Origin of the sequence: Knoellia altitudinis, from assembly GCF_042666355.1 — a bacterium.
In the GTDB taxonomy this organism is placed as follows: Bacteria; Actinomycetota; Actinomycetes; order Actinomycetales; family Dermatophilaceae; genus Knoellia; species Knoellia altitudinis.
The window spans coordinates 617,418-642,603 of sequence record NZ_JBHTDK010000001.1 but is presented as its reverse complement, the minus strand read 5'-3'; the positions used below and the strand labels follow the sequence as shown (position 1 = coordinate 642,603).

The window sequence follows — 25,186 nt, the reverse complement described above, 5'->3', positions numbered from 1 at the left end:
GTGCGGCCCCCTAGGGTGGTGACGTGGCGCGTGCAGCAGCGAGTCTTCCCTCCCTTGCCCTCTCTCGTGGCGGCCTCGACCGCCACAGCGAGCTCCGCACCGAACCCGGTCTGCTCGACGTCCTCCTGGACGATCCGGCCACGAAGGTGCTCGAGCTCGTGGACGGCCGGGCCGAGGTCGACGACCTCGACGAGGGCGGCGAGGACGCAGGCGAAGGTCAGGTGGCGCTCCGTTATCGCTCGCCGCTGCCCGCTGACCGCGAGGCCTTCGTCGCCTATCTCGGCCACGACGCGCCGACGGGCGGCACGGCATACCTCCTCTCCGTCGCGGAGGAGGCTCCGGCGGTCGTCGACGACCCACGCAGGCGCGGGCTGCGGGCGGTCGGTGCCCGACTCGGGGACCTCGACGCCGGAGTCCTCACCACGGCAACGGGCCTGGCCAACTGGCATGCGCGCCACCGCTTCTGCCCACGATGTGGCTCGCCCACCGAGCCGGCCCACTCGGGCTGGACGCGAGTGTGTCCGATCGACGAGAGCGAGCACTACCCGCGCACCGACCCCGCCGTGATCATGTCGGTGATCGACGACCAGGACCGGCTGCTGCTCGCCAGAGGCGTCGGCTTCGCACTCCAGGGCATGTCGGTCCTCGCTGGCTTCGTCGAGCCGGGCGAGAGCCTGGCGAGTGCCGTGGCCCGCGAGGTGCACGAGGAGGTCGGTGTCACCGTGAGCGACGTGGCCTACCTCGGTGACCAGCCCTGGCCCTTCCCGTCGTCACTCATGATCGGGTTCACCGCGCGCGCCGTGACGACCGAGCTGACGCTGCAGGAGAGCGAGATCGCTGCGGCTCGCTGGTTCGACCGTGACGAGTTCACGCGTGCCCTCGCCGACGGTTCGCTGCGGATCTCCAGCCGGATCTCGATCGCCCGCCGACTCATCGAGCACTGGTACGGCAGCGAGATCGACGTCGCCGAGACCACGCTGCGCAGCTGAGTCAGCCGGCGAGGCGCTGCTTGACCTCCGAGAGGGACGGGTTCGTCGCCGCGGATCCGTCCGGGAAGACCACGGTCGGCACGGTCTGGTTGCCACCGTTGACCTGCATCACGTAGACCGCCGCGTCCTCGTCGCGCTCGATGTCGACGACGTCGACGGCGATCCCCTCGCGGTCCAGCTGCGACTTGAGGCGACGGCAGTAGCCGCACCACGTGGTCGAGTACATCGTGATGGTTCCCGAGGCGGGGTTCCTGGGGCTCATGGGGCGCTCCTGTGGACAGGCGAGGACGGGTGGTCGTGACTGCAACCTAGGATCTCACCGATGTCTTCCATGCCCTCGCACCCGTCCGCCGACGCCATCCTCGACGGCCTCGACCCGGAGCAGCGAGAGGTGGCCGCCAACCCGACCGGACCGATGGTCGTGCTCGCCGGCGCAGGCACGGGCAAGACGCGCGCCATCACCCACCGGATCGCGTATGCCGTGCTGTCCGGTGCGCAGCAGCCGCAGCGGACGCTTGCTGTCACCTTCACCGCGAGGGCCGCGGGGGAGATGCGCACCCGGTTGCGCGACCTCGGCGTGGGCGGGGTGCAGGCCCGGACGTTCCACGCGGCCGCGTTGCGACAGCTGCACTACTTCTGGCCGCAGGCGATCGGTGGTGCGGCGCCCGAGGTGATGCCACACAAGGCCGGTGCCGTGGCAGAGGCGGCCGGTCGACTGCGGATGCGGTTCGACCGCACGGGTATTCGCGACCTGGCCGCCGAGGTCGAGTGGGCCAAGGTGAGCATGCTGACGTCGGAGACCTATGCGGCTGCGGCACGGGCGGCGGGCCGTGAGGCGCCGGGCCTCGACCTCACGGCGATGTCTCGAGTCCTCGCGGCCTACGAGGAGGTCAAGGCTCAGCGCGGGGTGATCGACTTCGAGGACGTGCTGCTCGTCCTCGTCGGCATCCTCGACGAGAACGAGGGCGTGGCCCGGGCCGTGCGAGAGCAGTACCGCAGCTTCGTCGTGGACGAGTACCAGGACGTCAACGCCCTGCAGCAACGGTTGCTCGACCTGTGGCTGGCCGACCGGCAGGACATCTGCGTCGTCGGCGACCCGGCGCAGACGATCTACTCGTTCACCGGCGCCTCGCCGGTCCACCTGCTCGGCTTCCGGGCCCGCCACCCGCAGGCCCGTCAGGTCGAGCTCGTGCGCAACTACCGGTCCACCCCGGAGATCGTCGGCCTCGCCAACCTCGTGCTGCGCTCCCCGAGCGGTGGTCGGCGCAGCGGGTCTGTCGTGCTCGAGGCCCAGCGAGAGACCGGCCCGGCGCCGGTCCTGCTCCACCATCCCGATGACCCGAGTGAGGCCGCGGCCGTCGCATCCGCGATCGGTGACCTCATCGCCGCCGGCACGGCGCCAGCCCAGATCGCTGTCCTCTTCCGCACCAACGGGCAGTCCGAGGTCGTGGAGTCAGCCCTCGCCGACCGTGGCATCCCCTACCTCGTGCGGGGTGGCGAGCGCTTCTTCCAGCGCAAGGAGGTGCGCGAGGCGATCGTCCTCATCCGCGGCGCGGCCCGCTCGGACGACGGCTCGGTGCCGCTGGCCGACCTGGTGCGCGACGTGCTGCTCGGCGCCGGCTGGACGCGCGAGGCCCCGAACGCCGGTGGTGCAGCCCGCGAGCGTTGGGAGTCGCTGGCGTCGTTGGCCGCCCTGGCCGACGACCTCGTTGCCGCGGATGGTGAGGCGCGCATGCCGGCGTTCGTCCGTGAGCTCGACGAGCGCATGGCCTCCCAGCACGCGCCGTCCGTGCAGGGTGTCACGCTGGCCTCGCTCCACGCGGCCAAGGGGCTGGAGTGGGGGACCGTGTTCCTCATCGGCGCGTCCGACGGCTACCTCCCGATATCGATGGCCGACACCCAGGAGGCCATCGAGGAGGAGCGCCGGCTGCTCTATGTCGGGGTGACGCGCGCCCGCGATCGCCTCGTCGTGTCGTGGTCGGGTGCCCGCACGCCCGGCGCGCGCGCGACGCGCCGCCCCTCCCGCTTCCTCGACGGCACGGCCAGCATCCTCGGTGAAGGCGCACGCTCCCAGCCCAGACGTTCCACACGCGTCGGGGGTGGCGCGGTCAAGGCACCCAAGGTCGCTCGTCGCAGCACCTGCCGCACCTGCGGTGCCGACCTGTCGACCGCGGCCGAGCGCACCGTCGGTCGATGCTCCAGCTGCCCAGCTACCTACGACGAGGCGATTTTCGAGCGTCTGCGCGAGTGGCGTCTGGCCACGTCTCGCGTGGCGAGCGTGCCCGCCTTCGTCGTCTTCACCGATGCGACGCTCACCGCCATCGCCGAGCAGACGCCGAGCGACCTGGCGGGCCTGTCAGCGATCGGTGGGGTCGGGCAGCGCAAGCTCGACCTCTACGCCAGCCAGGTCCTCGCGGTCCTGGGCGGCGAACCTCCCGAGTCAGTTGTCGAGTCCGCAACAAATTCTCAGAGCGAATCGCCCTCTGCCACAACGGAATCCGGCGCCTGACGCGCTGCTTCACCAAACCGGTTCCTTAATTCCGTTGCACCGCCTCGCAGCGGTCCCCTAACCTGATCTGACAAAGCACGGCAACCGCCGTGCCACGACGTCACCAGGACAGTAGAGGAGGGTTGGCCGCATGGACATCATGAAGAGCATCGCGACGGATTACACCGTCCCGTTCCGCACGCGTGAGCGTCAGGGCGCACTGCCGACCCTCGCACCGTTCAGCGCTCCGGTCCAGGGGACCAGTGTGTCCGCCGGCACGGCTGTCGCTGCCTTCGGCGCCGGCGTCCGCGCCGATGGTGCCTTCAACCCCACGGGTGACCTCTCCGCCTCTCTCCAGGCGTCGCTGCTGTAGACCACAGCAGCGACTGGCCTCGAGGCCGCGGAACCCACCCGGGATCCGCGGCCTTTTTCGTTTGTCGCTCGATCCACTGACATCACCCACATCAACCGATCGAAGAACACGAACCCGCCCGGACCGGGCGGAGAAGGAGGTGACACTCGTGCAGCTGACTGACCTCATCGACGCACAGGAGTGCACTGCCGATCTCGGTGACGCCGTGCCCTGTCGTGAGAACGACGCCGAGATCTGGTTCGCCGACACCCCTGTCGGTGTCGAGTTCGCCAAGACCCTCTGCGGGACCTGCCCCATCAAGAGCGCCTGCCTCGCGGGTGCCCTCGACCGGCAGGAGCCCTGGGGAGTCTGGGGTGGCGAGCTCTTCGAGCACGGCGTGGTGATCCCCCGCAAGCGGCCCCGGGGTCGCCCGCGCAAGGACACCGTGGCGGCATGACCCCTTCGTCGAACCGCAACTGACCTCATGACCACCCCCTTGGATCCTTGGAGGAACCATGTACCGCAGGCGAATGCAACAGGTTCGTCGCATGCTGCACGAGCGGAACGCGCACGATGCGCACCGCCGGGCGCAGGCGCACCTCGTGCGAGAGCGAACGCTCGCCGAGGTCCGCATGATCGTGCGATGACCGATCGACTCGGCGCCGCCCCTGAACGCTGGGGGCGGCGTCGTTTCACGTCCGGGTAGGGTCCGGCACCGGTCCGCCGAGCCGGTATGCCGTCGCCTTCCATCCGTGAGACGCCCCAGATCGCGGGTGGACCGGGGGCACGCGCCGTGCTTCGCTCTACCCATGTCGTCGACCGCAGCCGCCCGGAAGTTCCCGGTCATGCCCGCTGCCGTCACGTGCTGTCGCTGTTGCTGCTGACCCCGCACAGCCCTGGTCGCTGATCTGCCGCGACCTCCACAGACGACACCCCTTGAGAGAACCCCATGACCCTTGCCCGTCCGACGTCGGCACTTCCCGGCGTCAGCACCTTCACCCCTGTCCAGCTCCTGCGCGTGGCCCGGCTCTTCGCCGCGGACCCCGACCTGCCCGACCTCCTGCCCGAGCGGGCGGAGGACCGGGGCGGGCGCCGATGGCACCAGCTCGCCGAGACGCACCACCTTCAGCTCTGGGTCATCGAGTGGCCACCGGGTGCCAGCACCGGGTTCCACGACCACGGTGGCTCGCGTGGTGCCTTCACGACCGTGAGGGGGGCCCTGACCGAACGCCAGGTCATCCACGGAGAGCTCCACGCACGGGTGCTGCCCGCCGGCGAGGGCCGGGCGTTCGGGACCAACCACGTGCACGACGTGGTCAACGCCAGTGACAGTCCCTGCCCTGAGCGTCCACGCCTACTCGCCGCGCCTGGACCAGATGACCCACTACGACCTCGTCCACGGCCGGCTCGTCGTCGCCGGCGTCGAGCAGCGTGGTGAGTCCTGGTGAGCGGCACCGGAATCGAGGACCAGCTGGCGCAGGCCCGTTCACGCCTCGACCGGTTGTCGGCGCGGGCGGCCTGGCGTGAGGTGCGCTCGGGTGCTGCCTGGCTCGTCGACATCCGACCTGCTGCGCAGCGTGCGGAGGAGGGTGAGGTGGCGCCCGGGCTGGGACCGCTGGTCATTGAGCGGAACGTGCTCGAGTGGCGCTTCGACCCACGCCAGGATGCCGTCCTGCCGGGGGTCGACTTCGACATCCGCGTCATCGTCATGTGCCAGGAGGGCTACACCTCGAGCCTCGCCGCGGACGCCCTGCGCTCGCTGGGGCTGTCCCGCGCCACCGACCTCATCGGCGGTTTCGCGGCGTGGCGCGGTCACGGGCTCCCGGTCGCACGGCCGGCGATCCTCCTGCAGTCCTGAGCGCGTGCGGCAGGATGGGACCCATGGCCATCCAGATCCGCATCGCCCAGGACGAGACCGCCGACAAGGTGCTCAGCGAGGACCCGTTCGCGCTGCTGACTGGCATGCTGCTCGACCAGCAGTTCCCCATGGAGCGGGCCTTCGCCGGCCCCGCCAAGGTGCTGGAGCGTTTCGGCACGCTCGACCCGGCCGCGATCGCCGCGGCCGAGCCCGAGGCGTTCGCGGACCTCTGTGCGACGCCGCCCGCGGTGCACCGTTATGGCCGCTCGATGGCGGGACGCATCCAGGCGCTCGCCGCCGTCGTGCGTGACGACTACGACGGTGACGCCAGCCGCATCTGGTCGCAGGCGTCGACCGGGGCCGAGCTCTTCGCCCGCGTCAAGAAGCTCCCGGGCTTCGGGGAGCAGAAGGCCAAGATCTTCGTCGCCCTGCTCGCCAAGCAGCTCGGGGTGCGCCCAGACGGTTGGGGCACGGTCGCGGGCGCCTACGCGGAGGAGGGCAGCTTCCGTTCCGTGGCCGACGTCGTCGATGCCCAGTCCCTCCAGAAGGTGCGCGACTTCAAGAAGGCGACCAAGGCGGCGGCCAAGGAAGCGAAGGGCTGAGCCACGCGGCATACGCCACTGCTGGTGTGTGCCGTCCGCTCACCTCGGTGGGGGAACGGCGTCCTCGTCGATTCCCGGTGCGTGGGCGAAGACGAGGCCACGCATCGGCACGGTGCCACCGATCTGGCAGAGCACGCCGATGCTGCCAAGCCAGACGCGGTGGATGAGCAGGTAGTCGGGTGGCAGGTTGAACTTCAGGCCCACGAGGAACTGCTCGCGGCGGGGGTCCTGGATCGTCGCCGAGACCGAGCGCAACCAGGCGCGGCTGAAGGTGAACGTCTCGCGCTGGAGTGGCTCGACGAACGTGCTCAGATAGCGCAGCAGGGCGCTGTCGGACACCTCGACACCCGGGCGGATGAACCCGGCTTGGCGCAGGACCGCGCCCAGTGCGGCCTCGTCGCCGGCGAGGGTGTGGGTGAGGATCTCGCCCATGGCGGGCGGCATGCCCTGGGGCAGCCGGTTCACGGCGCCGAAGTCGAGGACGCCGAGCCGGCCGTCGGCGGTGATCCGGAAGTTGCCCGGGTGCGGGTCGGCATGGAGGAGGCTGGCGCGGTTGGGGCCGCGCAGCAGGAACTCAAGATAGAGGCTCGCGGCCTGGTCGCGTTCGGCGGGAGTGCCGTCCGAGATGATCTGCGAGAGGGGGCGGCCCTGCACCCACTCGGAGACGATGACCTGTGCGCTGTGGGCGAGGACGTCCGGCACGAAGACCTCGTCGTCGTCGCGGAACGCCTTGGCGAAGACCTTCTGGTGCCTGGCTTCGAGGTCGTAGTCGAGCTCCTCGCTCATGCGGCTCCGCACCTCGTCGAGGATCGGCCCCATGGCGATGCCAGGGATCCAGGCACCGGCGAGCCGGGCCACCCGAGACAGCTGGGTGATGTCCGACAGGAGGGCTGCCCCTGCGCCGGGGTACTGCACCTTGACGGCCACCTCGCGCCCGTCGCGCCACACGGCGCGGTGCACCTGACCGATCGACGCAGCGGCGACGGGTAGGTCCTCGAACGACCGGAACTTCGCGGTGCGCCAGCGGGGACCCAGCTGCTCGGCGAGGATCGCGTGCACCCGCTCGACCGCCATGGGCGGCGCAGCCTCCTGGAGCTTGGTGAGGGTGGCCCGATAGGGGCCGGCGAGCTCCTCTGGCATGGCCGCCTCCATGACCGAGAGCGCCTGCCCGAACTTCATGGCACCGCCCTTGAGCTCGCCGAGCACGGCAAAGAGCTGCTCGGCGGTCCGGGTCTGGAGCTCAGCAGCGATGGCCTCGGCCGGTGCGCCTCCGACGCGACGCCCGAGACCCACGGCCGCACGCCCGGCATGCCCCAGGGGCAGGCCGACGAGCTTGGCGGTGCGGGTCAGGGACCGCCGCGGGATGTCGCTCACCCAGCCATTGTGTCCTGACCACCTGATGACCGTGCGGCGGTCCCCGGAGTCGGGCAGTCGGTGCACATGGGGTGCCTTCCCCAGTGCCGGTGGGTGACGCTCGGACCCTCGACCTCGAGCTCGGTCGACACGCCGCTGAGTCGGGTCGCACCGGCGACGGCAGCGAGGGTGACGCTGGCGGTGACGGCTGCCGTCAGGACGCCGAGACCCCCGGCGGGCAGGGCCACGGGGTCGAGTGCGAAACGGCCGACGGGCAGGGCGCCCACCGCATCGAGGTCATGGGCGGTCAGTGCGCGGCAACGCCAGCAGCCGCCGCGACCGGGGACGATGAGTGGGCCGACGACGGCGACGCGCCCGTCACAGGTGACCGGGAGGTGGGGCACACCGGCACGGTGCCAGGGCGCGGTCGCCTCGACCGTGACCGTGTGGTTGCCCACGAGGACGACCGCGGCCGGACGCTCGCGTGGGCGGAGACCGAGGTGGGCTTCGGCGGCGTCCGCGGCGTACGGCCCACCGTGCACGCGCGATGCGCCGGCCAGGCGCAGCTGGCGGCAGATCTCGTCGGGGAGGCCACCGCGGCCGTCCACGACGATTGCCGGCTGGACCATCGATGCCTCCTTCAGGACGTGTGGTCCTGACAATCTGGCACAGCGCGGGGGAGCGACCCTTCGGTCATCCACAGGCCCGGGCAACGCGGCGGCCCCCGGTGGGAACCGGGGGCCGCAGGATGGTGCGGGTGGGCTGGGCGCTCAGGCCTTGCCGAGGATGCGGTTGAGGTTGGTGCCGCAGACGGGGCACTTGCCCTTGGCCATGCGACGGCCGTTGTCGGAGACGACGACGTTGCCCTCGGCCTCGCGCTTCTCCTTGCACTTCACGCAGTAGAACTCGCCCTTGTAGGTCTCGTCTGCCATTGCATCTCCTTGGTCGTGGTGCCGCGGGAAGCGGCGAGAACTCTTTCACCCTAGACCGAGCGAGCACGGATTCGTCCCGTACCACGCTCAGCCGGAGCGGCCTTGCCCGTGCTCGTCCACCGCGATCCTGACCTCACGCATCCCACCAGCCACCTGGGTCGCAGTGGGCACCTCCCGCCTCCTCGTCGCGCTTCCGTCGGCACCGTCGCGTGGCTCCGGCAAATGTCGGTGCTCTGGCCTACCGTGGGAGACGTGAGCACCGAGGACGTCGAGGTCCGACGCAGCCCGCGACGCCGCCGCACGGTCAGCGCCCGTCGCGAGAACGGCCGCGTGGTCGTGCTCATCCCCGCCTCGATGTCACGCGCCGAGGAGCGCGTCTGGGTCGCCCGCATGCTCGACAAGCTCAAGGCGGGCGATCGGCGTCGCCGACCGAGTGACGAGGACCTCCTGGCCCGTGCGACCGACCTGTCCGACCGCTACCTCGGCGGGCACGCGCGACCACGCAGCATCCGGTGGGTCACCAACCAGCGCTCGCGATGGGGGAGCTGCACGCCGGCGGACGGGTCGATCCGCCTCTCCGACCGGCTCCAGGGGATGCCCGGCTACGTCGTCGACTACGTCATCCTGCACGAGCTCGCCCACCTGCTCGTCGCGGGTCACAACCGCGACTTCTGGACCCTTCTGCGGTCCTATCCCAAGCTCGAGCGCGCTCGCGGCTTCCTCGACGGCGTCGCGCTGGCCAAGGGCATCGACATCGCCGAGGACAACGACGTGGAGTCGGTCGAGGACGCGTCCGCCTGAGCGTGACCACGTGACCGCGTGATGGCGCGGCCAAGGGGGTCGTGGGTCAGAGGTCGAGCGCGCGACGGGCGGACGTCACGAGCGCCGTCAGCTCGGCGCGGGTGCCGGACGGCAGCGCCTCGGTCGACCACCACGCCACGTCGAGCGACTCCGTGCTGGGCGACGGGCTGACGGACCGGTCCACGATCGCGGCATACCGCACGTCGAGGTGCTGCCGGCACCTGCCGAAGTCGCCGCTGAGGTCGTGCCGGTCGAGCTGGACGACGACCGGCTCGGGCGAGACCGACGCGATGCCGGACTCCTCACGTCCCTCGCGGGTCGCGGCGGACCACAGGCTCTCGTCGTCGACCTCGAGGTGTCCACCGAACTGGAACCACTGCTGCGCTCGCCGATGGTGCGTGAGCAGCACGTGCCCTCCGTCGGGACTGATCACGAGGCAACTGGCGGTGAGGTGGGCGGGTGGCCCAGCCTTGGCGACACCGTCGAGGTGTCGACCCAGATGGGTGAGGTATGCCGTCCGCAACCGTTCCTGAGCAGCATCCGGCGCGCTCCAGGCAGCGAGCGCCGAGGTGGCGTCGGTGTGCAGGTGAGCGAAGGCGCGCTCGACCTCGAGGTCGGCCGAGTGCTCGTCGAACGCCTCGGTCACGGGCGGGCAGACCCGTCGGCGGACTCGCCGCTGGTGTCGTCCCGGAGCAGGGCATCGAGCTCGGCGTCGAAGGTGTCGCTGCCCGAGGCCACGGCGTTCTGGCGCTCGACGTAGCCCAACGGGTCGTCGAGGTCCGACGCCGACGGGGCGACGTCGGGGTGCGCCCAGGCGGCGTCGCGGGCGTCGGCGCCGCCGGAGGCCTCCAGGGCGGCGAAGAGGTTGGCGGCGTCCCGGAGCCGGCGCGGTCGCAGGTCCAGACCGACGAGCGCCGCAAAGGTCTTCTCGGCAGGACCGCCGCTGGCCCGTCGCCGACGGATGGCCTCACCGAGCGCCTCGGCCTGGGGGAGCTGCGGCGTCACCGCGGCAGCGGTCACGACGTCGACCCATCCCTCGACGAGGGCCAGGAGGGTCTCGAGGCGCGTGAGGGCTGCCTTCTGGGTCTGCGACTGCTGGGGGGCGAACAGGCGCCCGGCGAGGGCCTGCTGCATGGCCTCGGCGTCGGTGGGATCGATCGAGCGCAGGCCCTCCTCGATGGCGTCGGTGTCGATGGTCGTGTCCCGGGCGTAGTCGCGCACGGCCCCGAGCAGCTGCGGAGCGAGCCAGGGGACGGCGTGGAAGAGGCGGGTCCGGGCACTCTCACGGACGGCGAGGAGCAGCCGAGCCTGCGGCTCGTCGATCTCCAGACCCTTGGCGAAGGCGGTGATCGCCTCCGGCATGAGGACCACGTCGGGCGCAGGGACCAGCGGCAGCGACACCTCACCACCGGTGAGGATCTCACCCGCAAGGGTGCCGACCGCCTGGCCGAGCTGGACCGAGAACATCGAGCCCTGCATGCGCCTCAGCATCGGGCCCATCTGCCCCATCACGGCGGCCGGGTTCGTGCCCGGGGGGACGAGCCCTTCGGGGAGCCCACCTTCGCCGAGGTCACCGAGCTGCTTGGTGAGGGCGGCGCCCATCGCATCGCTGACACCGACCGCGATCGGGTCGACGAGCTCACGCCACACGGGCATGGTCGCCTCGACCCACTCGGCGCGACTCCACGCCCGGCCCGTCAGGCCGGAGTGATCGAGGTCCGTGACGGCGTCGAGCCAGAGGTTGGCCACGTCGACCGCCTGTCGTGCCTGAGCGTCGACGGACGTCGACACCGTGGGGTCACCCTCTGCCGCAACGGTCTTGCGCGCGATGTCTGTGGCCACGGAAGCATCGACCGCGCCGGACTCGTCGGCTCCGGCGAACATCGACTGCACCTGGCCGGCGACCATCTGCAGCATCTGCGGGTCGACCTTGTCCAGGCCCATCCCGCGCAGCATCTCGACCATCTGCGGGTCGAGTTCCTGACCGCCGGTGAGGCCCTTCAGGACCTGCTCGAGCTCGGGCGGGAGGCCGGACTCCTCGGGCTCGTCGGGGCGGTCCTGCGAATCGGTCACTGGGGGTCTCCTGGGGGCGACGATGAGAAGATGTGGTCTCATCAGTACCCAACCACGGATGACCCGGGGATAGTTCCGAGGAGGAACGTGTGGAGCACGACGTGACCGACGCGGCCGGAGCGACGACGGGCACCGTGACCCTGGCGCAGATCCGGGAGGAGCCGCTCTCGGTCGACGAGGTCCTCGCGTCCGTGCAGCACCCCACCTGTGGTGGCGTCACCGTCTTCGTGGGGATGGTGCGTGACCACGACGGGGGCCAGGACGTCGCCTCGCTCGACTACTCCGTGCACCCCACCGCCCAGGCGCGGCTGACCGAGGTCTCCCACGTCGTCGCTGCCCGGTCCGGTGCAGTGCGGGTCGCCGCTCTGCACCGCAGCGGCCACCTCGAGATCGGCGACGTCGCGGTCGTCGTGGCGGCCTCGGCTCCCCACCGGGACGCGGCCTTCGCGGCCTGTCGCGACCTCATCGACACCCTGAAGTCCGAGGTGCCGATCTGGAAGCACCAGCACCTGGGTGCCGGCGGCACCGAATGGGTGGGTATGCCGTGAGCTCGTCCGATCCTGCCGCTCCCGTGAGCGGCGCGGTTGGGTCTGCCGCCTCGCACGAGGCGGCCGCGGATGCACCGGAGCCGAACCCCTACCTCGTGAGCCGGCGCAGCGGCGGACTGCTGACGATGCTCTTCGTGCTGATCGTCCTCGCCGCAGGCATCTCCTTCATCTCGCTGCCCTACGTCGTCCTGCAGCCGGGACCCATCACCAACACCCTCGGCCAGCTCGACGGGAAGCCCATCATCCAGGTCAAGGGCGTCGCGGCATACCCGGCCAAGGGCGCTCTGGACTTCACCACGGTGCGGATCAGCGGGGGTCCGGGCCAGCGGGTCAACCCCTTCGACCTGGCGGTGGCCCGACTGCGAGACGAGGAGGAGATCTTCCCGCGCGAGGCGTACTACCCCGAGGAGACGACCCGCGAGGAGGTTCGGCAGGAGAGCGCCGCCGAGATGGTGGACTCCCAGGAGGTTGCGGCCGCCATCGCCCTGCGCGAGACCGGACGCACGGTGCCCGAGCGTGTCGTCGTGTCCCAGGTCCCCGATGGCTCACCGGCCAAGGGAGTCCTCGAGGCAGGCGACGAGTTCGTGTCCATCGCGGGGAGGCCCACCGCCGATGCTGCTGCGGTCCAGGCGGCGGTGCGGGCGCAGAAGGCCGGCACCAAGGTCGCCATCGTGGTGAAGCGCCAGGGTGCGCAGAAGGCGCTGTCGGTGCCCACCCGGGACAACGGCGGCTCCACGATCATCGGGGTCCTGCTCGGACGTGAGTACGACCTGCCGGTGGACGTGACGATCACGGCCGGGGGAGTCGGCGGGCCGTCTGCGGGAACGATGTTCACCCTTGCGGTCTATGACGTCCTCACTCCCGGGGACCTCACCGGGGGCAGGCGCATCGCCGGCACGGGGACCATGGAGCCCGATGAGTCCGTGGGCCCGATCGGTGGCATCCGGCAGAAGCTGCACGGGGCTCGCGACGGCGGAGCCGACTACTTCCTGGCGCCGGCGGACAACTGCGACGAGGTCGTCGACCACGTGCCCGACGGACTCACCGTCGTGCGGATCGGCACCTTCGACGACGCACTCGGAGCAGTGAGGGCCATCGCCGCCGGCGAGGCCGACTCGCTCCCCACCTGCTCTCAGGGCTGACCGTTAGTGGCGCTGGTCAGCTGGTCAGGGTGGCTCGCAGCGCTGCGACGAGCCCCGGTGCGAGGTCGCTGCCCGTCGCCACCCGGTCGTCGCGGTCGTGCTCGCGCTGCCGGAGCAGGCAGATGGTGCGACCGTCCCGGGTCACCGCTGCCAGCAGCCGAACGTCGCGACGGTCCGGGTGCTCGGCCAGGGCCGCCACGGCCGCCTCGTGGTCGTCGGGGAGGTCCCGCTCGGCCTCCGGGGGGACGACGAGCCGCTCGACGACGATGGCGCAGCCCTCAACCGTGTCGGGCCACGCGATCTGACCCAGCAGGCTCTCGATCGAGTCGGTCGTGGGCAGGTCCTCCTGCTCGATGGCCGTGAGGGCGCCGGCGATCTGGTCCGACACGGTGAGCCCGGCGGCGAGGTGGGGCTCACGCTCGAGCAGGTCGGCGGTGGGAACGAGTGCGAAGAGCCGTGGTGGCTGGTCCCATCCGGTTGACGCGACATGGCGCTCGGTGTCGAGGGCGGCGAGGGAGAGGGGGTCCGTCACAGGCTGCGGGGCTGAGGTCACGAACCCATCGTGCCGCACCCATCTTCGCCATATATGTTGGCCCTCCAGCCCGGGCGGTGCCCGGGGAGGCACGGACGTGGAGTCAGCACAAGTGAGCCGGTCAGAGTGGTTCGACGGGATCAACCCCGACGACGCAGGCAAGGGCCCCGGCGCGTCCGGGTCCGGCGAATCCGGACGGTCCTCCCGTCCTGACGGCCCGGCGGCTGGAGGGGCTGGCTTCGGTGGCCAGGCCCGCCCTCGGGGTGCGGGGACGCCCCCTCGGCGCGGACCGCTCGGCACGACGCTCGGCATCCTCGCGGGACTCGTCATCCTCGCCCTCATGGCGGCCGGCATCCTCACGGACCTCTGGTGGTTCGACTCCGTCGGCTTCCGCGACGTCTTCATGACGCAGCTCGGCACGAGGGCTCTGCTGTTCATCACGGCCTTCATCCTCACAGCGGGTGCGGTGGCGGCAAGTCTCGTCACGGCATACCGGACTCGTCCGCTGCGCATCACGCCCTCACCCTCCGCGCAGGTCCTCGACCAGTATCGGCAGGTCCTCGACCCGTTGCGCCGTCTCGCGACGGTCGTCATCCCCTCCGTGCTCGGGCTGCTCGCCGGTGCGGCGGCCATGGGTGCGTGGCGCACGTTCCTCCTGTGGCGCAACGCTGTTCCCTTCGGCGTCAAGGATCCGCAGTTCGGTCTCGACGTCGGCTTCTTCGTGTTCACGCTGCCGTGGCTGCGCTTCCTCGTCAGCTTCTTCACCGTCATCCTGCTGCTGGCGCTCATCGCGGCGGCCTTCACTCACTACGTCTATGGCGGTCTCCAGCTCCCCGGTCGAGGCACGACGACCCGAGCCGCGTTCATCCAGATCGCGACGATCGCCTCGCTCCTCGCGCTCGTGCGGGCAGCGGCCTACTGGCTCGACCGCTACAGCCTCACCACGCACGAGTCGAGGCTGATCACCGGCATCACCTACACCGACGCCAACGCCGTCCTGCCCATCAAGGCGATCCTCGCGGTCGCGACGGTGATGTGCGCGGGCTTCTTCATCGCGGCGATCTGGACCCGCAGCTGGCGACTGCCCCTCATCGGCGTCGGGCTGCTCACGGTCCTCTCGGTCGTCGCCGGTGGGCTCTACCCGGCCGCCGTGCAGTCGCTCAAGGTTCGCCCGTCCGAGAAGTCGCTCGAGGCCATGTACATCCAGCGCAACATCGACGCGACCCGCGCCGCGTTCGCCATCGACGGCATCAAGAAGACGCCCTACGCGGCCACCACCGACGCGGCGCCGGGCCAGCTGCGTGAGGACGCCCAGACGATCCCCGGGATCCGGCTCGTCGACCCCAACGTGGTCTCCCCGACCTTCCGGCAGTTCGAGGGCCTGCGCCAGTACTACGCGTTCCCCGACATCCTCGACGTCGACCGGTATGCCGTCGACGGCAAGAAGAGTGACTCGATCGTCGCCGTCCGAGAGCTCAACCTCGAGGGGGTGCCCGCGGGGCAGCGCAACTGGCTCAACGACCACACGGTCTACACCCACGGCTTCGGGTTCATCGGCGCCTACGGCAACAAGCGCACGAGCGAGGGTGACCCTCAGTTCTTCTCCAACGGCTTCTCCACCAAGGGCCCCATGGGCGTCGAGTACGAACCGCGCATCTACTTCGGCGAGCAGTCCCCTCCGTACTCGATCGTCGGTGCACCCGCAGGTGCCAAGCCGCGGGAGTTCGACTTCCCCGACGACAAGGGCGAGGGCGGGCAGGCCAACAACACCTTCGAGGGCGATGGTGGGGTCGAGATCGGCTCCTTCGTCCGCAAGCTCGCGTATGCCGTGAAGTACCGCGAGCCCAAGTTCCTCCTGTCCGACGCGGTGAACGAGGAGTCACGCATCCTCGACCACCGGCAGCCTCGAGAGCGCATCGAGCGAGTGGCGCCGTGGCTCACCATCGACGGCAACGCCTACCCGGCCGTCGTGGACGGCCGGATCAAGTGGATCGTCGACGGCTACACCACGACGGCCCGATACCCCAACAGCAAGCTCACCGAGCTCTCCGACGCCACCTCAGACTCCGTGAACGCCAACTCCCGGGTCGTCGTCGCAGGCGCGGGCCAGGTCAACTACATCCGCAACTCGGTCAAGGCCACGGTCGACGCGGCCGACGGCTCCGTCAACCTCTATGGCTGGGACACGACCGACCCGATCCTCAAGGCGTGGAGCAAGGCCTTCCCCGGATCGGTGTCCCCGCTCTCCGAGATGTCCTCGCAGCTCATGTCGCACGTGCGCTACCCGCAGGACCTGTTCAAGGTCCAGCGCCAGCTCCTGTCGAGCTACCACGTGACCGACGCGAACTCCTTCTACGGCGGTGGTGACTTCTGGCGGGTCCCCAAGGACCCGACCCACGCGACCCAGGACCAGCCGGTCTACTACCAGTCCCTGGCGATGCCGGACCAGACGACGCCCGCGTTCTCGTTGACGACGACGTTCATCCCCTCGGGTACCGGCCGGGAGATCCTGCGCGGGTTCCTGGCCGTGGACGCGGACGCGGGCACGACGGCGGGCAAACCGGCTGGGACCTATGGGGCCATGCGGTTGCTCGAGCTGCCACGCAACTCGGCGGTGGACGGGCCCGGTCAGGTCCAGAACCAGATCGAGGTCTCGACGGCTCGGTCGCAGAGCCCCACCGAACCTCTCAACCTCAGCCAGTTCATCGCCCAGAACAGGCAGGCCGGCAAGCAGCTGACCTACGGCAACCTGCTGACCCTGCCCGTGGGCGAGGGGCTGCTCTACGTCCAGCCGATGTATGTGCAGGCCTCCCGAGAGGGTGGATCGTTCCCCCAGAACAAGGCCACGGTGGCGGTCTTCGGCAAGCGGATCGCCTGGGGCGAGACGCTCGACCAGGCCCTCGACGGCCTCTTCGGTGGCAACTCCGGTGCAGACGCCGGTGACGTCGGATCCGCTCCGGGTACGCCGCCGCCGACGGGCGGGACACCGCCGCCGACGTCGACCCCGGGCGCCCAGCTGGCGGGCATCATCCGTGACATCGAGACGGCCAACGCAGCGGGACAGGCGGCGCTCAAGAAGGGTGACTTCGCGGCATACGGGCTGGCCCAGAAGGACCTGCAGGACGCCATCGCCCGAGCCGCGGCCATCAGCCCGCAGCTCACCGCGACGCCGGCTCCGAGCGGCTCCGCCACCCCGACGCCCACGCCCACATCGACACCGACGGGAAGTCCGACGCCGACCCCAACCCCTTCTCCCTGACCGGATTTGGCGCTCAGCCAACCGTCCCGTAACCTAGGGGATACCGAGAGGCCGCAAGGTCACTTACCCGACGCGGGGTGGAGCAGCTCGGTAGCTCGCCGGGCTCATAACCCGGAGGTCGCAGGTTCAAATCCTGCCCCCGCTACGCACGTCAGGCCCGGAGAACTCACGTTCTCCGGGCCTGACCTCGTTCTCCCCCCGGTACGCCGCTCCACCACGAGCTGCGCCCTCACGCACGACCTAGCCGCCCCTCCGGTCACGCGGGAGGGGCGGCTCGACGCGACGTGCAGGAAGAGGCTAGATGTTCGCCCGGGGATCGGTGAGCGTGTCCTCATCGACGACGACCGCCTCGACGACGACCGCCTCGGCGACGACCGGTTCGGAGACGAAGGTCTCGTCCTCCGTCACCGGTGCCACGACTTCGGCCTCGGCGGGTGAGTCCTGCGAGCTCTGGGAGTCCTCGCCAGAACCCCCACCACGCGTGGCCGCGACGGCAGCGGCGCCAGCAGCGACGGCGGCAGCACCCGCGGCCATCGCCGTCTTGGAGATGCCCGCCTTGCCGCTGTCGCCCTGCGAGGTGGCGCTCTCGACGCCGGGCGTGCCCGGGACGGCGCCTTCGACGTCACCCCGCCAGGCACCTGTCGGCGTCGACCGGCCCTCGATGAACGTCTTGAAGGACTCGACGTCCTTCTCGGCCTGGCGCTCGACGATGCTGAGGGTCTCGCCGGCCTTCTCGACGAGCCCCTCGGGCTCGTACTCGAGCTCCAGGGTGACGCGGGTCTGCCCCGCGCCGACAGGGGCGAAGTAGACGGCGCCGGCGTTCGTGGCGCCCTCGGTCGCGGCCCAGGCGATCTTCTCGTCCGGTCGCTGCTCGAGGATGCGCGCCTCCCACTCGCGCTTCACCCCCGCGATCTGGGCGACCCAGCGCAGTCGCTGGTCGTCGAGCTGCTCGACCTGCTGCACGGCTCCCATGAACTGTGGGAAGTCCTCGAACTGCGTCCACTGGTTGTACGCCGTGCTGATCGGAACGTCGACGACGATGCTCTTCTCGACCTTGGTGCTCATGCTTCCTCCTTCGGGCGGCGCACGGGGGGCCGCGGCCGCGAGTGGGCGTTGTGACTGTCCCCTGCCCGCGCACGAGGCGCCCAAACATCGGCCGTGAGCATCGACCGTCGGCTGTCCGCTGCGACCCCTCGACCGTCCGATAGCATGGGGATGTCGACAGGGTCCTCGCCACGATGGTCCGAGTGCCTGTCGCACGCGACAACGGTGGGTCGGCGAATGCCTGGCTCGCCGTTTCGTCATTTCCCCCGGGTGGAGGTCACCCGGGATCCTCGAGGAGGCACAGCATGGCCCCGCATCGCGTCGTCGTCATCGGATCCGGCTTCGGTGGGCTCTTCGGCACGCAGGCCCTCAGGCGTCGAGACGACGTCGAGATCACCCTGGTGGCCAAGACCTCCCACCACCTCTTCCAGCCGCTCCTCTACCAGGTCGCCACCGGCATCCTGTCCGAAGGCGGGATCTCCCCGAGCACCCGCGAGATCCTCGCCAGGCAGAAGAACGCGCGCGTCATCCTCGGCACCGTCACTGCCATCGACCTCGGGGCCAAGACGGTGACGAGTGAGGTGCTGGGGCGCGAGACCGTCACGCCGTTCGACACGCTGCTCGTGGCAGCCGGCGCCGGGCAGTCCTACTTCGGCAACGACCAGTTCGCCGAGTACGCCCCGGGCATGAAGAGCATCGATGACGCCCTCGAGCTGCGTGGCCGCATCTTCGGTGCGTTCGAGTGGGCCGAGCTGGCCACTGCCCCCGCGGAGCGCGATCGTTACCTCACCTTCGTCGTCGTGGGTGCCGGGCCCACGGGAGTCGAGATGGCGGGGCAGATCGCCGAGCTCGCTCACCGCACGCTCAGGCGCGACTTCCGGTCGATCGACCCACGACAGGCACGGATCGTGCTCATCGATGCCGCACCCCAGGTCCTGCCGTCCTTCGGTGACCGGCTCGGAGGCTCCGCCAGGGACCGGCTGACCAAGATGGGCGTCGAGGTCGAGCTCGGCACCAAGGTCGTCGGAGTCGACTCCACCGGCATCGACATCGAGAAGTCCGACGGGACCCCGGCGCGCATCGAGGCCATGACCAAGGTCTGGGCGGCCGGCGTCCAGGGCTCCGAGCTCGGGGCGATGCTGGCTGACCAGTCCGACGCGGAGCTCGACCGCGCGGGGCGCGTCAGGGTCAACCCCGACCTCACGCTCCCGGGCCGACCGGACGTCTACGTCATCGGCGACATGGCCTCGCTGGACAACCTGCCCGGCGTGGCCCAGGTCGCGATCCAAGGTGCTCGCTACGCGGCCAAGCACCTCATGGCGCGCCTCGACGGCAAGCCGGCGCCGCCGTCCTTCTCGTACTTCGACAAGGGCTCGATGGCCACGATCTCCCGCTTCAGCGCCGTCGCGAGTGTGGGAAAGCTGCGGTTCTCCGGGTTCCTCGCCTGGGTGCTGTGGCTCGCGATCCACATCGTCTACCTCATCGGCTTCAAGCAGCGCATCACCACGCTGCTGCACTGGACGGTGAGCTTCATCGGCCGTGGTCGCTCGGAGCGCACGGTGACCGCGCAGCAGATCCTGGCGCGCAACATCATCCGCACGATGGATCCGAAGGACCTCCCGAAGCTCCCCGTGGTCGAGTCCGACCATGTCACGCCCACGCCGGCCCCCACGTCGACCACACGTGCATCGGCGTCCGCTCCCGGCGAGCCGGCGAGCGATGAGGGCGGGCACAGCGCCACGTAGGGTGGCGCCATGCCGCTCGACTACCCGGTCCACGAGCGCACGCTGCCCAACGGTCTGCGTGTCGTCGTCTCCCCGGATCCCAGCGTCCCCAACGTCACCCTCAACATCTGGGTGGGAGTGGGCTCGCGCCACGAAGCCAGCGGCCGCACCGGGTTCGCGCACCTGTTCGAGCACCTCATGTTCCAGGGCTCGCGTGGTGTCGCGAGTGGCGAGCACTTCGAGGCCCTGATGGCGCAGGGTGGTCGGCTCAACGCCACGACGTGGTTCGACCGCACCAACTACTTCGAGACGGTCCCCAAGGGCGCCCTCGAGCTCGCCCTGTGGCTCGAGGCCGACCGGCACGGGCACCTCCTCGATGCCGTGAACCAGGCCAACCTCGACAACCAGCGGGACGTCGTCAAGGAGGAGAAGCGGCAGCGCTACGACAACCAGCCCTACGGCAACGCCCTCATCGACGTCTATGCCGCGGTCTTCCCCGAGGGGCACCCTTACCACCACTCGACGATCGGGTCGATGGAGGACCTCGACGCCGCGAGCGTCGAGGACGTGCACGCCTTCTTCCGCCTTCACTACGCCCCCGACAACACCGTCCTGACCCTGTGTGGTGACATCACTCCAGAGCACGGGTTCACCCTCGTGGAGCGTTATCTCGGCTCGATCGAGCCACATCCACAACCGCGTCGCGGACCGGTCGAGCCGCTGCCCCCGCTCACCGCGCCGGTGCGGGTCGAGCGCCGTGAGGACGTGCCGAACGACCGGCTGCACATCGCCTTCCGGCTGCCGGTCGACGAGACCGAGGAGTTCAACGCGGCCAGCCTCGCCCTGGACGCTCTCGGGGGCCTCGCGTCGTCCCGTCTGGTCCGACGCCTGGTCCGCAAGGAGCAGACGGCTTTCGGCGCCCACGCGACCGCCTGGGGCTTCGTCGACGGCGTCTCCCTGGGGTTCATCGTCGTCGACATCGCCTCCGACGCCGAGACCGACGAGGTCGAGGTGGCGTTGCTCGAGGAGCTCGAACGGTTCGCCGTCGAGGGCCCGACCGTGGCCGAGATGGAGGCCGCCCTGGCCCAGGCCGAGCGGTCGTGGCTGTCGATGCTGGCAAGCCAGGAGGAGCGTGCGGACGCCCTGTCGCACTACACGCTGCTCCACGGCGACCCCAGGCTCGTCAACACCCACCTCGACCGCCTGCGCGCCATCACCCCGGAGCAGGTGCGGGCGGCGGCCGCGCGGTGGTTGCGCCCCGAGAGCCGCGCCGTGGTCGCCTACCGCGCCGACATCGAGTCCGAAGAGGTCGCATGAGCGCCACCCCGACCAGCAGCCCCACGGTTCCCCGGCCCGATGTCGCCCCACCCGGGTCGTGGGCCTTCCCGCTGCCGGACGAGACGGTGACGGACAACGGCATACGCGTTCTGTCGTATGCCGTCCCCGGTCAGTACGTTTTGTCCATTCGGCTCGTCGTGCCACTTGCGCTCGCTGACGAGCCGGCGGATCGCGAAGGTGTCGCAGCCATGACGGCCCGCCTCCTCGACGAGGGGACGGCACGCCACTCCAGCGACGAGTTCGCCGAGCTCATGGAGCGCACCGGCATGGTGCTCGGCGCGTCGGTGACCGACGGTGCGCTGACTGTCGACGTCGACGTGCCCCAACGCTTCCTCCCGGCGGCGCTGGACCTGATGCGCCAGGCGCTGGCCGAGCCGGTCTTCCCGGAGGCCGAGGTGCGCCGCATCCTGCGCAGCCGCCTCGCGGAGATCGAGCAGGAGCGCGCTTCCGCGCCCCATCGGGCAGCCCGCGAGCTCACCGCGAACCTGTGGGCTCCCACCGAGCGAGCCTCACGCCCGACGGCCGGGACCCCCGACTCGATCGCGGCCATGGCCCGCAAGGACGTCGTGGCATTCCACCGTGCCCACGTGGGACCTCGGGGTGCCACCCTCGTCGTGGCCGGTGACCTCACGGGCATCGACGTGCCGGAGGCCGTGGCGGTCGGGCTCGGCGGTTGGGTCAACCCGGAGCACGTCCCTGCCACGCCGGCGCGGCCACCGATGCCCATCGGTGGCGGCACCCGGGTGGTGCTCGTCGACCGCCCGGGCTCGGTGCAGAGCGAGCTCTCCGTCGCCGTGCCCGGGCCAGATCGCTCGGTCAGCACAGGTTGGGACCCCTATCCCGTGCTCTCGTTCATCATCGGTGGCTCGCCCAGCGCCCGTGTCGATGCCGTGCTCCGCGAGGACAAGGGCTACACCTACGGCATCCGAGCCAGCTTCCGGCCGCGGGCTCGTGGTGGGTCGTTCATCACTGCTGGCTCCGTGCGAGCCGACGCGACCGTCGATGCCCTGCGTCTCCTCGTGGACATCCTTGACGAGGCGCGAGCCGGTTTCTCCGACAAGGAGATCCGTTCCGGTGTCGACTACGTCGTGCAGACGGCGCCCGGCCGCTACGCGACGGCTGACGCGGTCGCCGACGAAGCCTCCGCGCTGGCCATCGAAGGCCTCCCGCTCGACTTCCAGACCACGACCCTGCAACGCATGGGTGCACTCGACGACGCACGTCTGACGGCGGCATACAACGACGTCGTCACGGGGGAGTGGGTCATCATCGTCGTCGGTGACGCGGCACTCCTGCGGGAGGGCATCGACGGGCTCGCGCTGGGCCCGATCACAGTTCTGCCCAACTGACCGGTCCCGACTCGCGGCCGGCGGGTCACAGGCCGATGCGCGCCATGACCTCGTCGTGCAGCAGCCCGTTGGTCGCGACGGCGTTGCCGCCGAAGGGGCCGTCCTCGCCCCGCAGTGAGGTGAACCGCCCGCCGGCCTCGGTGACGATCGGGACGAGGGCCACCATGTCGTGGAGGTTGAGCTGGGGCTCGGCCGCGATGTCCACCGCACCCTCGGCCAGCAGCATGTAGGACCAGAAGTCGCCGTAGGCACGCTCACGCCAGCAGTCCCGGGCCAGGTCCAGGAAGGCCTGCTGACGGCCCACCGCCTCCCACGACGACGACGAGCTGTAGGACAGCGACGCGTCGGCGACCGCCGAGACCTTCGAGACCGAGATGCGCTTCGCGGAGGTGAGGCTGCGACCGGCCCAGGCGCCGCTGCCGAGCGCCGCCCACCAACGGCGGTTCAGGGCGGGGGCTGCGACAAGGCCGAGGACCGGCCGGCCGTCGTCGATTAGCCCGATGAGCGTGCCCCAGACGGGCACCCCGCGCACGAAGTTGTGGGTCCCGTCGATGGGGTCGATGACCCACTGGCGAGGGCCGTGCCCGGTGGGCTCCATCTCCTCGCCGATCACGGCGTCACGCGGGCGGGTGCGCTTGAGCTGCGACCGGACCAGCTCCTCCGCCGTCCGATCAGCGTCACTGACGAGCGTCAGGTCCGGCTTGGACTCGACGTGCAGGTCCTCGGCACGAAAGCGAGAGACCGTCACTCGCTCGACGGCGTCCGCGAGGACATGGGCTAGTCGCAGGTCGTCGTCATAGGTCGGCACGTCCGTCACCGTAGCCCCTCGCAACGGTCACAATCGGGTCTCGGGTCGGTCACGCCTCTCCCGCCAGTCGCACTTGTGGTCTTACATGGGGACCGCGTGCCCTTCCGGGGCATGCGGGGGCCACCCGACCGGGACCGGCGCTCACTTGATGTCCGTTCATTTTCCCTGGGCGGCTCTACACGTAGGAGGACATCCATGCGAGGAACCACTCGCACGGTGGCCGTTGCCGGTATTTCGGCGGCAGCCCTGCTTCTCGCCGGTTGCGGCGGCGGCGGCGAAGAAGAGACCCCTGACGCGTCGTCGGCCAAGGCCGGCGGCGACATCTCCGTGGAAGGCTGCAGCCCGCAGAACCCCCTGATCCCGAGCAACACGTCCGAGACGTGTGGCGGCAACGTCCTCGACCTCGTCACGGCCAAGCTCGTGTCGTACGCCACCAAGGACGCGAAGCCCGAGATGGACATCGCCGAGTCGATCACGACGTCGGACAACCAGAACTTCGAGGTCAAGCTCAAGAAGGGCTACAAGTTCCACGACGGCACCGAGGTCAAGGCGAAGAACTTCGTCGACGCCTGGAACTACGCCTCGTACTTCCCCAACGGCCAGGGCGCGTCCTACTTCTTCACCCCCTTCGAGGGCTACGCCGACCTCCAGTCGGAGGACCCCGACGAGGACGGCCCCCAGAAGGCTCCGGCCCCCAAGGCCAAGGAGCTCTCCGGCCTCAAGGTCGTCGACGACCACACCTTCACGATCAAGACCAGCGAGAAGGTCTCGAACCTCCCGGTGCGCCTCGGCTACACCGCGTTCGCGCCGCTTCCCGACTCGTTCTTCGCGGACCCCGAGGCCTACGGCAAGAAGCCGATCGGTGCCGGCCCCTACGAGTTCGTCTCGCTGACGCCTGACGTCGACATCAAGCTCAAGAAGTTCGCGGACTACTCGGGTAAGGACGCCGCCAAGCCCGACAACATCACCTTCAAGATCTACGCCGACGACGAGACCGCCTACAAGGACCTCATCGCCGGGACGATCGACGTGATGGAGCAGGTGCCCACGAGCGCCCTCATCGGCGAGGCCTGGAAGACCGACCTCCAGGGCCGTGCGGCCACCAAGGCCGTCGCGGGCATCACCCACGTCGGCTTCACGAAGACCGACCCGCGTCTGTCCAACGTCAAGGTGCGTCAGGCCATCTCGATGGCGGTCAACCGCCAGGAGATCACCGACAAGATCTTCAACAAGGGTCGGGTCCCGGCCACCGGTTGGGTTCCGCCGGGCATCGACGGCTACGCCGCCGGCGCCTGTGGCGAGGCCTGCACGTTCGACGCGGCCAAGGCCAAGACGACGCTCGCCGAGGGTGGCGGCTTCACCGGCACGCTCGAGTTCGCCTACAACAACGACGGTGGTCACAAGGAGTGGGTCGAGGCGACCTGCAACCAGATCAAGACCAACACCGGCATCAACTGCGTGCCCCGTCCGTTCGTCGACTTCTCGACGATGCTGAAGGAGCTCGAGTCGCGCAAGTTCAACGGGATGTTCCGTCTGGGCTGGCAGATGGACTACCCGTCCATCGAGAACTTCCTGGCCCCGCTGTACGGCACGGACGCCGACAGCAACTACCAGGACTACAGCAGCCCCGCGTTCGACAAGCTGCTCAACGACGCTGCGGCTGACGGCGACCCCGCCTCCAGCAACAGCAAGTACCAGGAAGCTGAGAAGCTTCTCGGACAGGATCTCCCGACCATGCCGATGTGGTACACCGCTCGTCAGACCGGTTGGTCCGACAAGGTGAACACCGTCGAGGTGGACGCGTTCGGAGTTCCGGACTACGGAAACGTGACGCTGAAGTAAGCGCTTCGTGCACGATGGGGTGGGTGGCTCGCCACCCACCCCATCGTGATGTCCGTTAAGGCTCCACCACCCGGAGAGGTATGGTCGAGCGGCCCCGATGGTGGTCACACGACCGCGAGGCGTCGCTGACCTCGATCAGGTGGCGACGCACA

24 protein-coding genes and 1 tRNA gene are annotated in these 25,186 nt (G+C 70.0%); 16 read left to right on the top strand and 9 right to left on the bottom strand.

Going from position 1 to position 25,186, the window contains the following annotated elements; all coding sequences use genetic code 11:
* Positions 1-23 precede the first annotated feature (23 nt).
* Positions 24-989 carry an NAD(+) diphosphatase gene (gene nudC / locus ACFQW8_RS02940; RefSeq protein ID WP_380085484.1) on the top strand — a complete coding sequence of 322 codons (966 nt, stop codon included), beginning with the start codon at positions 24-26 and terminating at the stop codon, positions 987-989.
* Between the two features lies 1 nt (position 990).
* Here nudC and ACFQW8_RS02935 read toward each other — a convergent pair whose 3' ends face one another.
* Positions 991-1,251: a mycoredoxin gene (locus ACFQW8_RS02935; RefSeq protein ID WP_380085483.1), complete on the bottom strand. Its 261-nt coding sequence runs from the start codon at positions 1,249-1,251 to the stop codon at positions 991-993.
* 60 nt (positions 1,252-1,311) lie between these two features.
* Between ACFQW8_RS02935 and ACFQW8_RS02930 the strand changes: the two genes are divergently transcribed.
* From ACFQW8_RS02930 to ACFQW8_RS02905, 6 genes are all read left to right on the top strand, one after another.
* Positions 1,312-3,498 carry an ATP-dependent DNA helicase UvrD2 gene (locus tag ACFQW8_RS02930; protein ID WP_380085482.1) on the top strand — a complete coding sequence of 729 codons (2,187 nt, stop codon included), beginning with the start codon at positions 1,312-1,314 and terminating at the stop codon, positions 3,496-3,498.
* Between the two features lie 130 nt (positions 3,499-3,628).
* Entirely contained in the window at positions 3,629-3,850 is a 222-nt protein-coding gene (locus ACFQW8_RS02925; RefSeq protein WP_380085481.1) for a hypothetical protein, read from the top strand.
* 148 nt (positions 3,851-3,998) lie between these two features.
* Complete coding sequence (locus ACFQW8_RS02920) at positions 3,999-4,286, top strand: WhiB family transcriptional regulator (protein ID WP_380085480.1); 288 nt, start codon at positions 3,999-4,001, stop codon at positions 4,284-4,286.
* Between the two features lie 492 nt (positions 4,287-4,778).
* On the top strand, positions 4,779-5,267 hold the full coding sequence (locus ACFQW8_RS02915) for a cysteine dioxygenase (RefSeq protein ID WP_380085479.1): 489 nt from the start codon (positions 4,779-4,781) through the stop codon (positions 5,265-5,267).
* Positions 5,268-5,273: 6 nt separating this feature from the next.
* Complete coding sequence (locus ACFQW8_RS02910) at positions 5,274-5,687, top strand: rhodanese-like domain-containing protein (protein WP_380085478.1); 414 nt, start codon at positions 5,274-5,276, stop codon at positions 5,685-5,687.
* Between the two features lie 23 nt (positions 5,688-5,710).
* Positions 5,711-6,289 (top strand): HhH-GPD-type base excision DNA repair protein, encoded by a 579-nt coding sequence (locus tag ACFQW8_RS02905; RefSeq protein WP_380085477.1) that lies wholly within the window; start codon positions 5,711-5,713, stop codon positions 6,287-6,289.
* A 39-nt stretch (positions 6,290-6,328) separates the two neighbouring features.
* Here ACFQW8_RS02905 and ACFQW8_RS02900 read toward each other — a convergent pair whose 3' ends face one another.
* From ACFQW8_RS02900 to ACFQW8_RS02890, 3 genes are all read right to left on the bottom strand, one after another.
* Positions 6,329-7,663 carry an ABC1 kinase family protein gene (locus ACFQW8_RS02900; RefSeq protein WP_380085476.1) on the bottom strand — a complete coding sequence of 445 codons (1,335 nt, stop codon included), beginning with the start codon at positions 7,661-7,663 and terminating at the stop codon, positions 6,329-6,331.
* The gene (locus ACFQW8_RS02895) at positions 7,660-8,271 is read right to left on the bottom strand and encodes a hypothetical protein (RefSeq protein WP_380085475.1); all 612 of its coding nucleotides are present in this window, start codon (positions 8,269-8,271) and stop codon (positions 7,660-7,662) included. The genes ACFQW8_RS02900 and ACFQW8_RS02895 overlap by 4 nt, the downstream gene beginning before the upstream one ends.
* Before the next feature lie 141 nt (positions 8,272-8,412).
* The gene (locus ACFQW8_RS02890) at positions 8,413-8,574 is read right to left on the bottom strand and encodes a DUF5679 domain-containing protein (protein ID WP_009775774.1); all 162 of its coding nucleotides are present in this window, start codon (positions 8,572-8,574) and stop codon (positions 8,413-8,415) included.
* Between the two features lie 252 nt (positions 8,575-8,826).
* Here ACFQW8_RS02890 and ACFQW8_RS02885 point away from each other — a divergent pair, with 252 nt between their 5' ends.
* Positions 8,827-9,375: a M48 metallopeptidase family protein gene (locus ACFQW8_RS02885; protein ID WP_380085474.1), complete on the top strand. Its 549-nt coding sequence runs from the start codon at positions 8,827-8,829 to the stop codon at positions 9,373-9,375.
* Positions 9,376-9,421: 46 nt separating this feature from the next.
* On the opposite strand, the gene ACFQW8_RS02880 is transcribed toward ACFQW8_RS02885, so the two are convergent.
* Complete coding sequence (locus ACFQW8_RS02880) at positions 9,422-10,021, bottom strand: NUDIX hydrolase (RefSeq protein WP_380085473.1); 600 nt, start codon at positions 10,019-10,021, stop codon at positions 9,422-9,424.
* Positions 10,018-11,448 carry a zinc-dependent metalloprotease gene (locus ACFQW8_RS02875; protein ID WP_380085472.1) on the bottom strand — a complete coding sequence of 477 codons (1,431 nt, stop codon included), beginning with the start codon at positions 11,446-11,448 and terminating at the stop codon, positions 10,018-10,020. The genes ACFQW8_RS02880 and ACFQW8_RS02875 overlap by 4 nt, the downstream gene beginning before the upstream one ends.
* An 89-nt stretch (positions 11,449-11,537) precedes the next feature.
* Here ACFQW8_RS02875 and ACFQW8_RS02870 point away from each other — a divergent pair, with 89 nt between their 5' ends.
* Together ACFQW8_RS02870 and ACFQW8_RS02865 are read left to right on the top strand one after the other, a co-directional pair.
* On the top strand, positions 11,538-11,996 hold the full coding sequence (locus tag ACFQW8_RS02870) for a molybdenum cofactor biosynthesis protein MoaE (protein ID WP_380085471.1): 459 nt from the start codon (positions 11,538-11,540) through the stop codon (positions 11,994-11,996).
* Positions 11,993-13,138 (top strand): YlbL family protein, encoded by a 1,146-nt coding sequence (locus ACFQW8_RS02865; RefSeq protein ID WP_380085470.1) that lies wholly within the window; start codon positions 11,993-11,995, stop codon positions 13,136-13,138. Before ACFQW8_RS02870 ends, ACFQW8_RS02865 begins: the two co-directional genes overlap by 4 nt.
* A 16-nt stretch (positions 13,139-13,154) precedes the next feature.
* Here the strand turns inward: ACFQW8_RS02865 and ACFQW8_RS02860 are convergent, their stop codons facing one another.
* Positions 13,155-13,691, bottom strand: coding sequence for a PPA1309 family protein (locus ACFQW8_RS02860; protein ID WP_380085469.1), 537 nt, complete (start codon positions 13,689-13,691; stop codon positions 13,155-13,157).
* Positions 13,692-13,782: 91 nt separating this feature from the next.
* On the opposite strand from ACFQW8_RS02860, the gene ACFQW8_RS02855 reads away from it, so the two are divergent.
* Together ACFQW8_RS02855 and ACFQW8_RS02850 are read left to right on the top strand one after the other, a co-directional pair.
* The gene (locus ACFQW8_RS02855) at positions 13,783-16,929 is read left to right on the top strand and encodes a UPF0182 family membrane protein (RefSeq protein ID WP_380085468.1); all 3,147 of its coding nucleotides are present in this window, start codon (positions 13,783-13,785) and stop codon (positions 16,927-16,929) included.
* Positions 16,930-17,000: 71 nt separating this feature from the next.
* A tRNA-Met gene (locus ACFQW8_RS02850) sits at positions 17,001-17,074 on the top strand.
* Between the two features lie 152 nt (positions 17,075-17,226).
* Here ACFQW8_RS02850 and ACFQW8_RS02845 read toward each other — a convergent pair.
* Complete coding sequence (locus ACFQW8_RS02845; protein ID WP_380085467.1) at positions 17,227-17,994, bottom strand: SRPBCC family protein; 768 nt, start codon at positions 17,992-17,994, stop codon at positions 17,227-17,229.
* Between the two features lie 284 nt (positions 17,995-18,278).
* On the opposite strand from ACFQW8_RS02845, the gene ACFQW8_RS02840 reads away from it, so the two are divergent.
* Genes ACFQW8_RS02840 through ACFQW8_RS02830 form a run of 3 tightly spaced genes read left to right on the top strand, consistent with a single transcriptional unit; the run spans position 18,279 to position 22,384 of the window.
* Positions 18,279-19,718: an NAD(P)/FAD-dependent oxidoreductase gene (locus ACFQW8_RS02840; RefSeq protein WP_380085466.1), complete on the top strand. Its 1,440-nt coding sequence runs from the start codon at positions 18,279-18,281 to the stop codon at positions 19,716-19,718.
* A 9-nt stretch (positions 19,719-19,727) separates the two neighbouring features.
* Entirely contained in the window at positions 19,728-21,014 is a 1,287-nt protein-coding gene (locus tag ACFQW8_RS02835) for a M16 family metallopeptidase (protein WP_380085465.1), read from the top strand.
* Positions 21,011-22,384, top strand: a complete 1,374-nt coding sequence (locus ACFQW8_RS02830; protein WP_380085464.1) for a M16 family metallopeptidase — start codon at positions 21,011-21,013, stop codon at positions 22,382-22,384. Before ACFQW8_RS02835 ends, ACFQW8_RS02830 begins: the two co-directional genes overlap by 4 nt.
* A 25-nt stretch (positions 22,385-22,409) precedes the next feature.
* Here the strand turns inward: ACFQW8_RS02830 and hisN are convergent, their stop codons facing one another.
* Complete coding sequence (hisN, locus tag ACFQW8_RS02825) at positions 22,410-23,192, bottom strand: histidinol-phosphatase (RefSeq protein WP_380085463.1); 783 nt, start codon at positions 23,190-23,192, stop codon at positions 22,410-22,412.
* 195 nt (positions 23,193-23,387) lie between these two features.
* Between hisN and ACFQW8_RS02820 the strand changes: the two genes are divergently transcribed.
* Complete coding sequence (locus ACFQW8_RS02820) at positions 23,388-25,034, top strand: peptide ABC transporter substrate-binding protein (protein ID WP_380085462.1); 1,647 nt, start codon at positions 23,388-23,390, stop codon at positions 25,032-25,034.
* Positions 25,035-25,186: the final 152 nt, after the last annotated feature.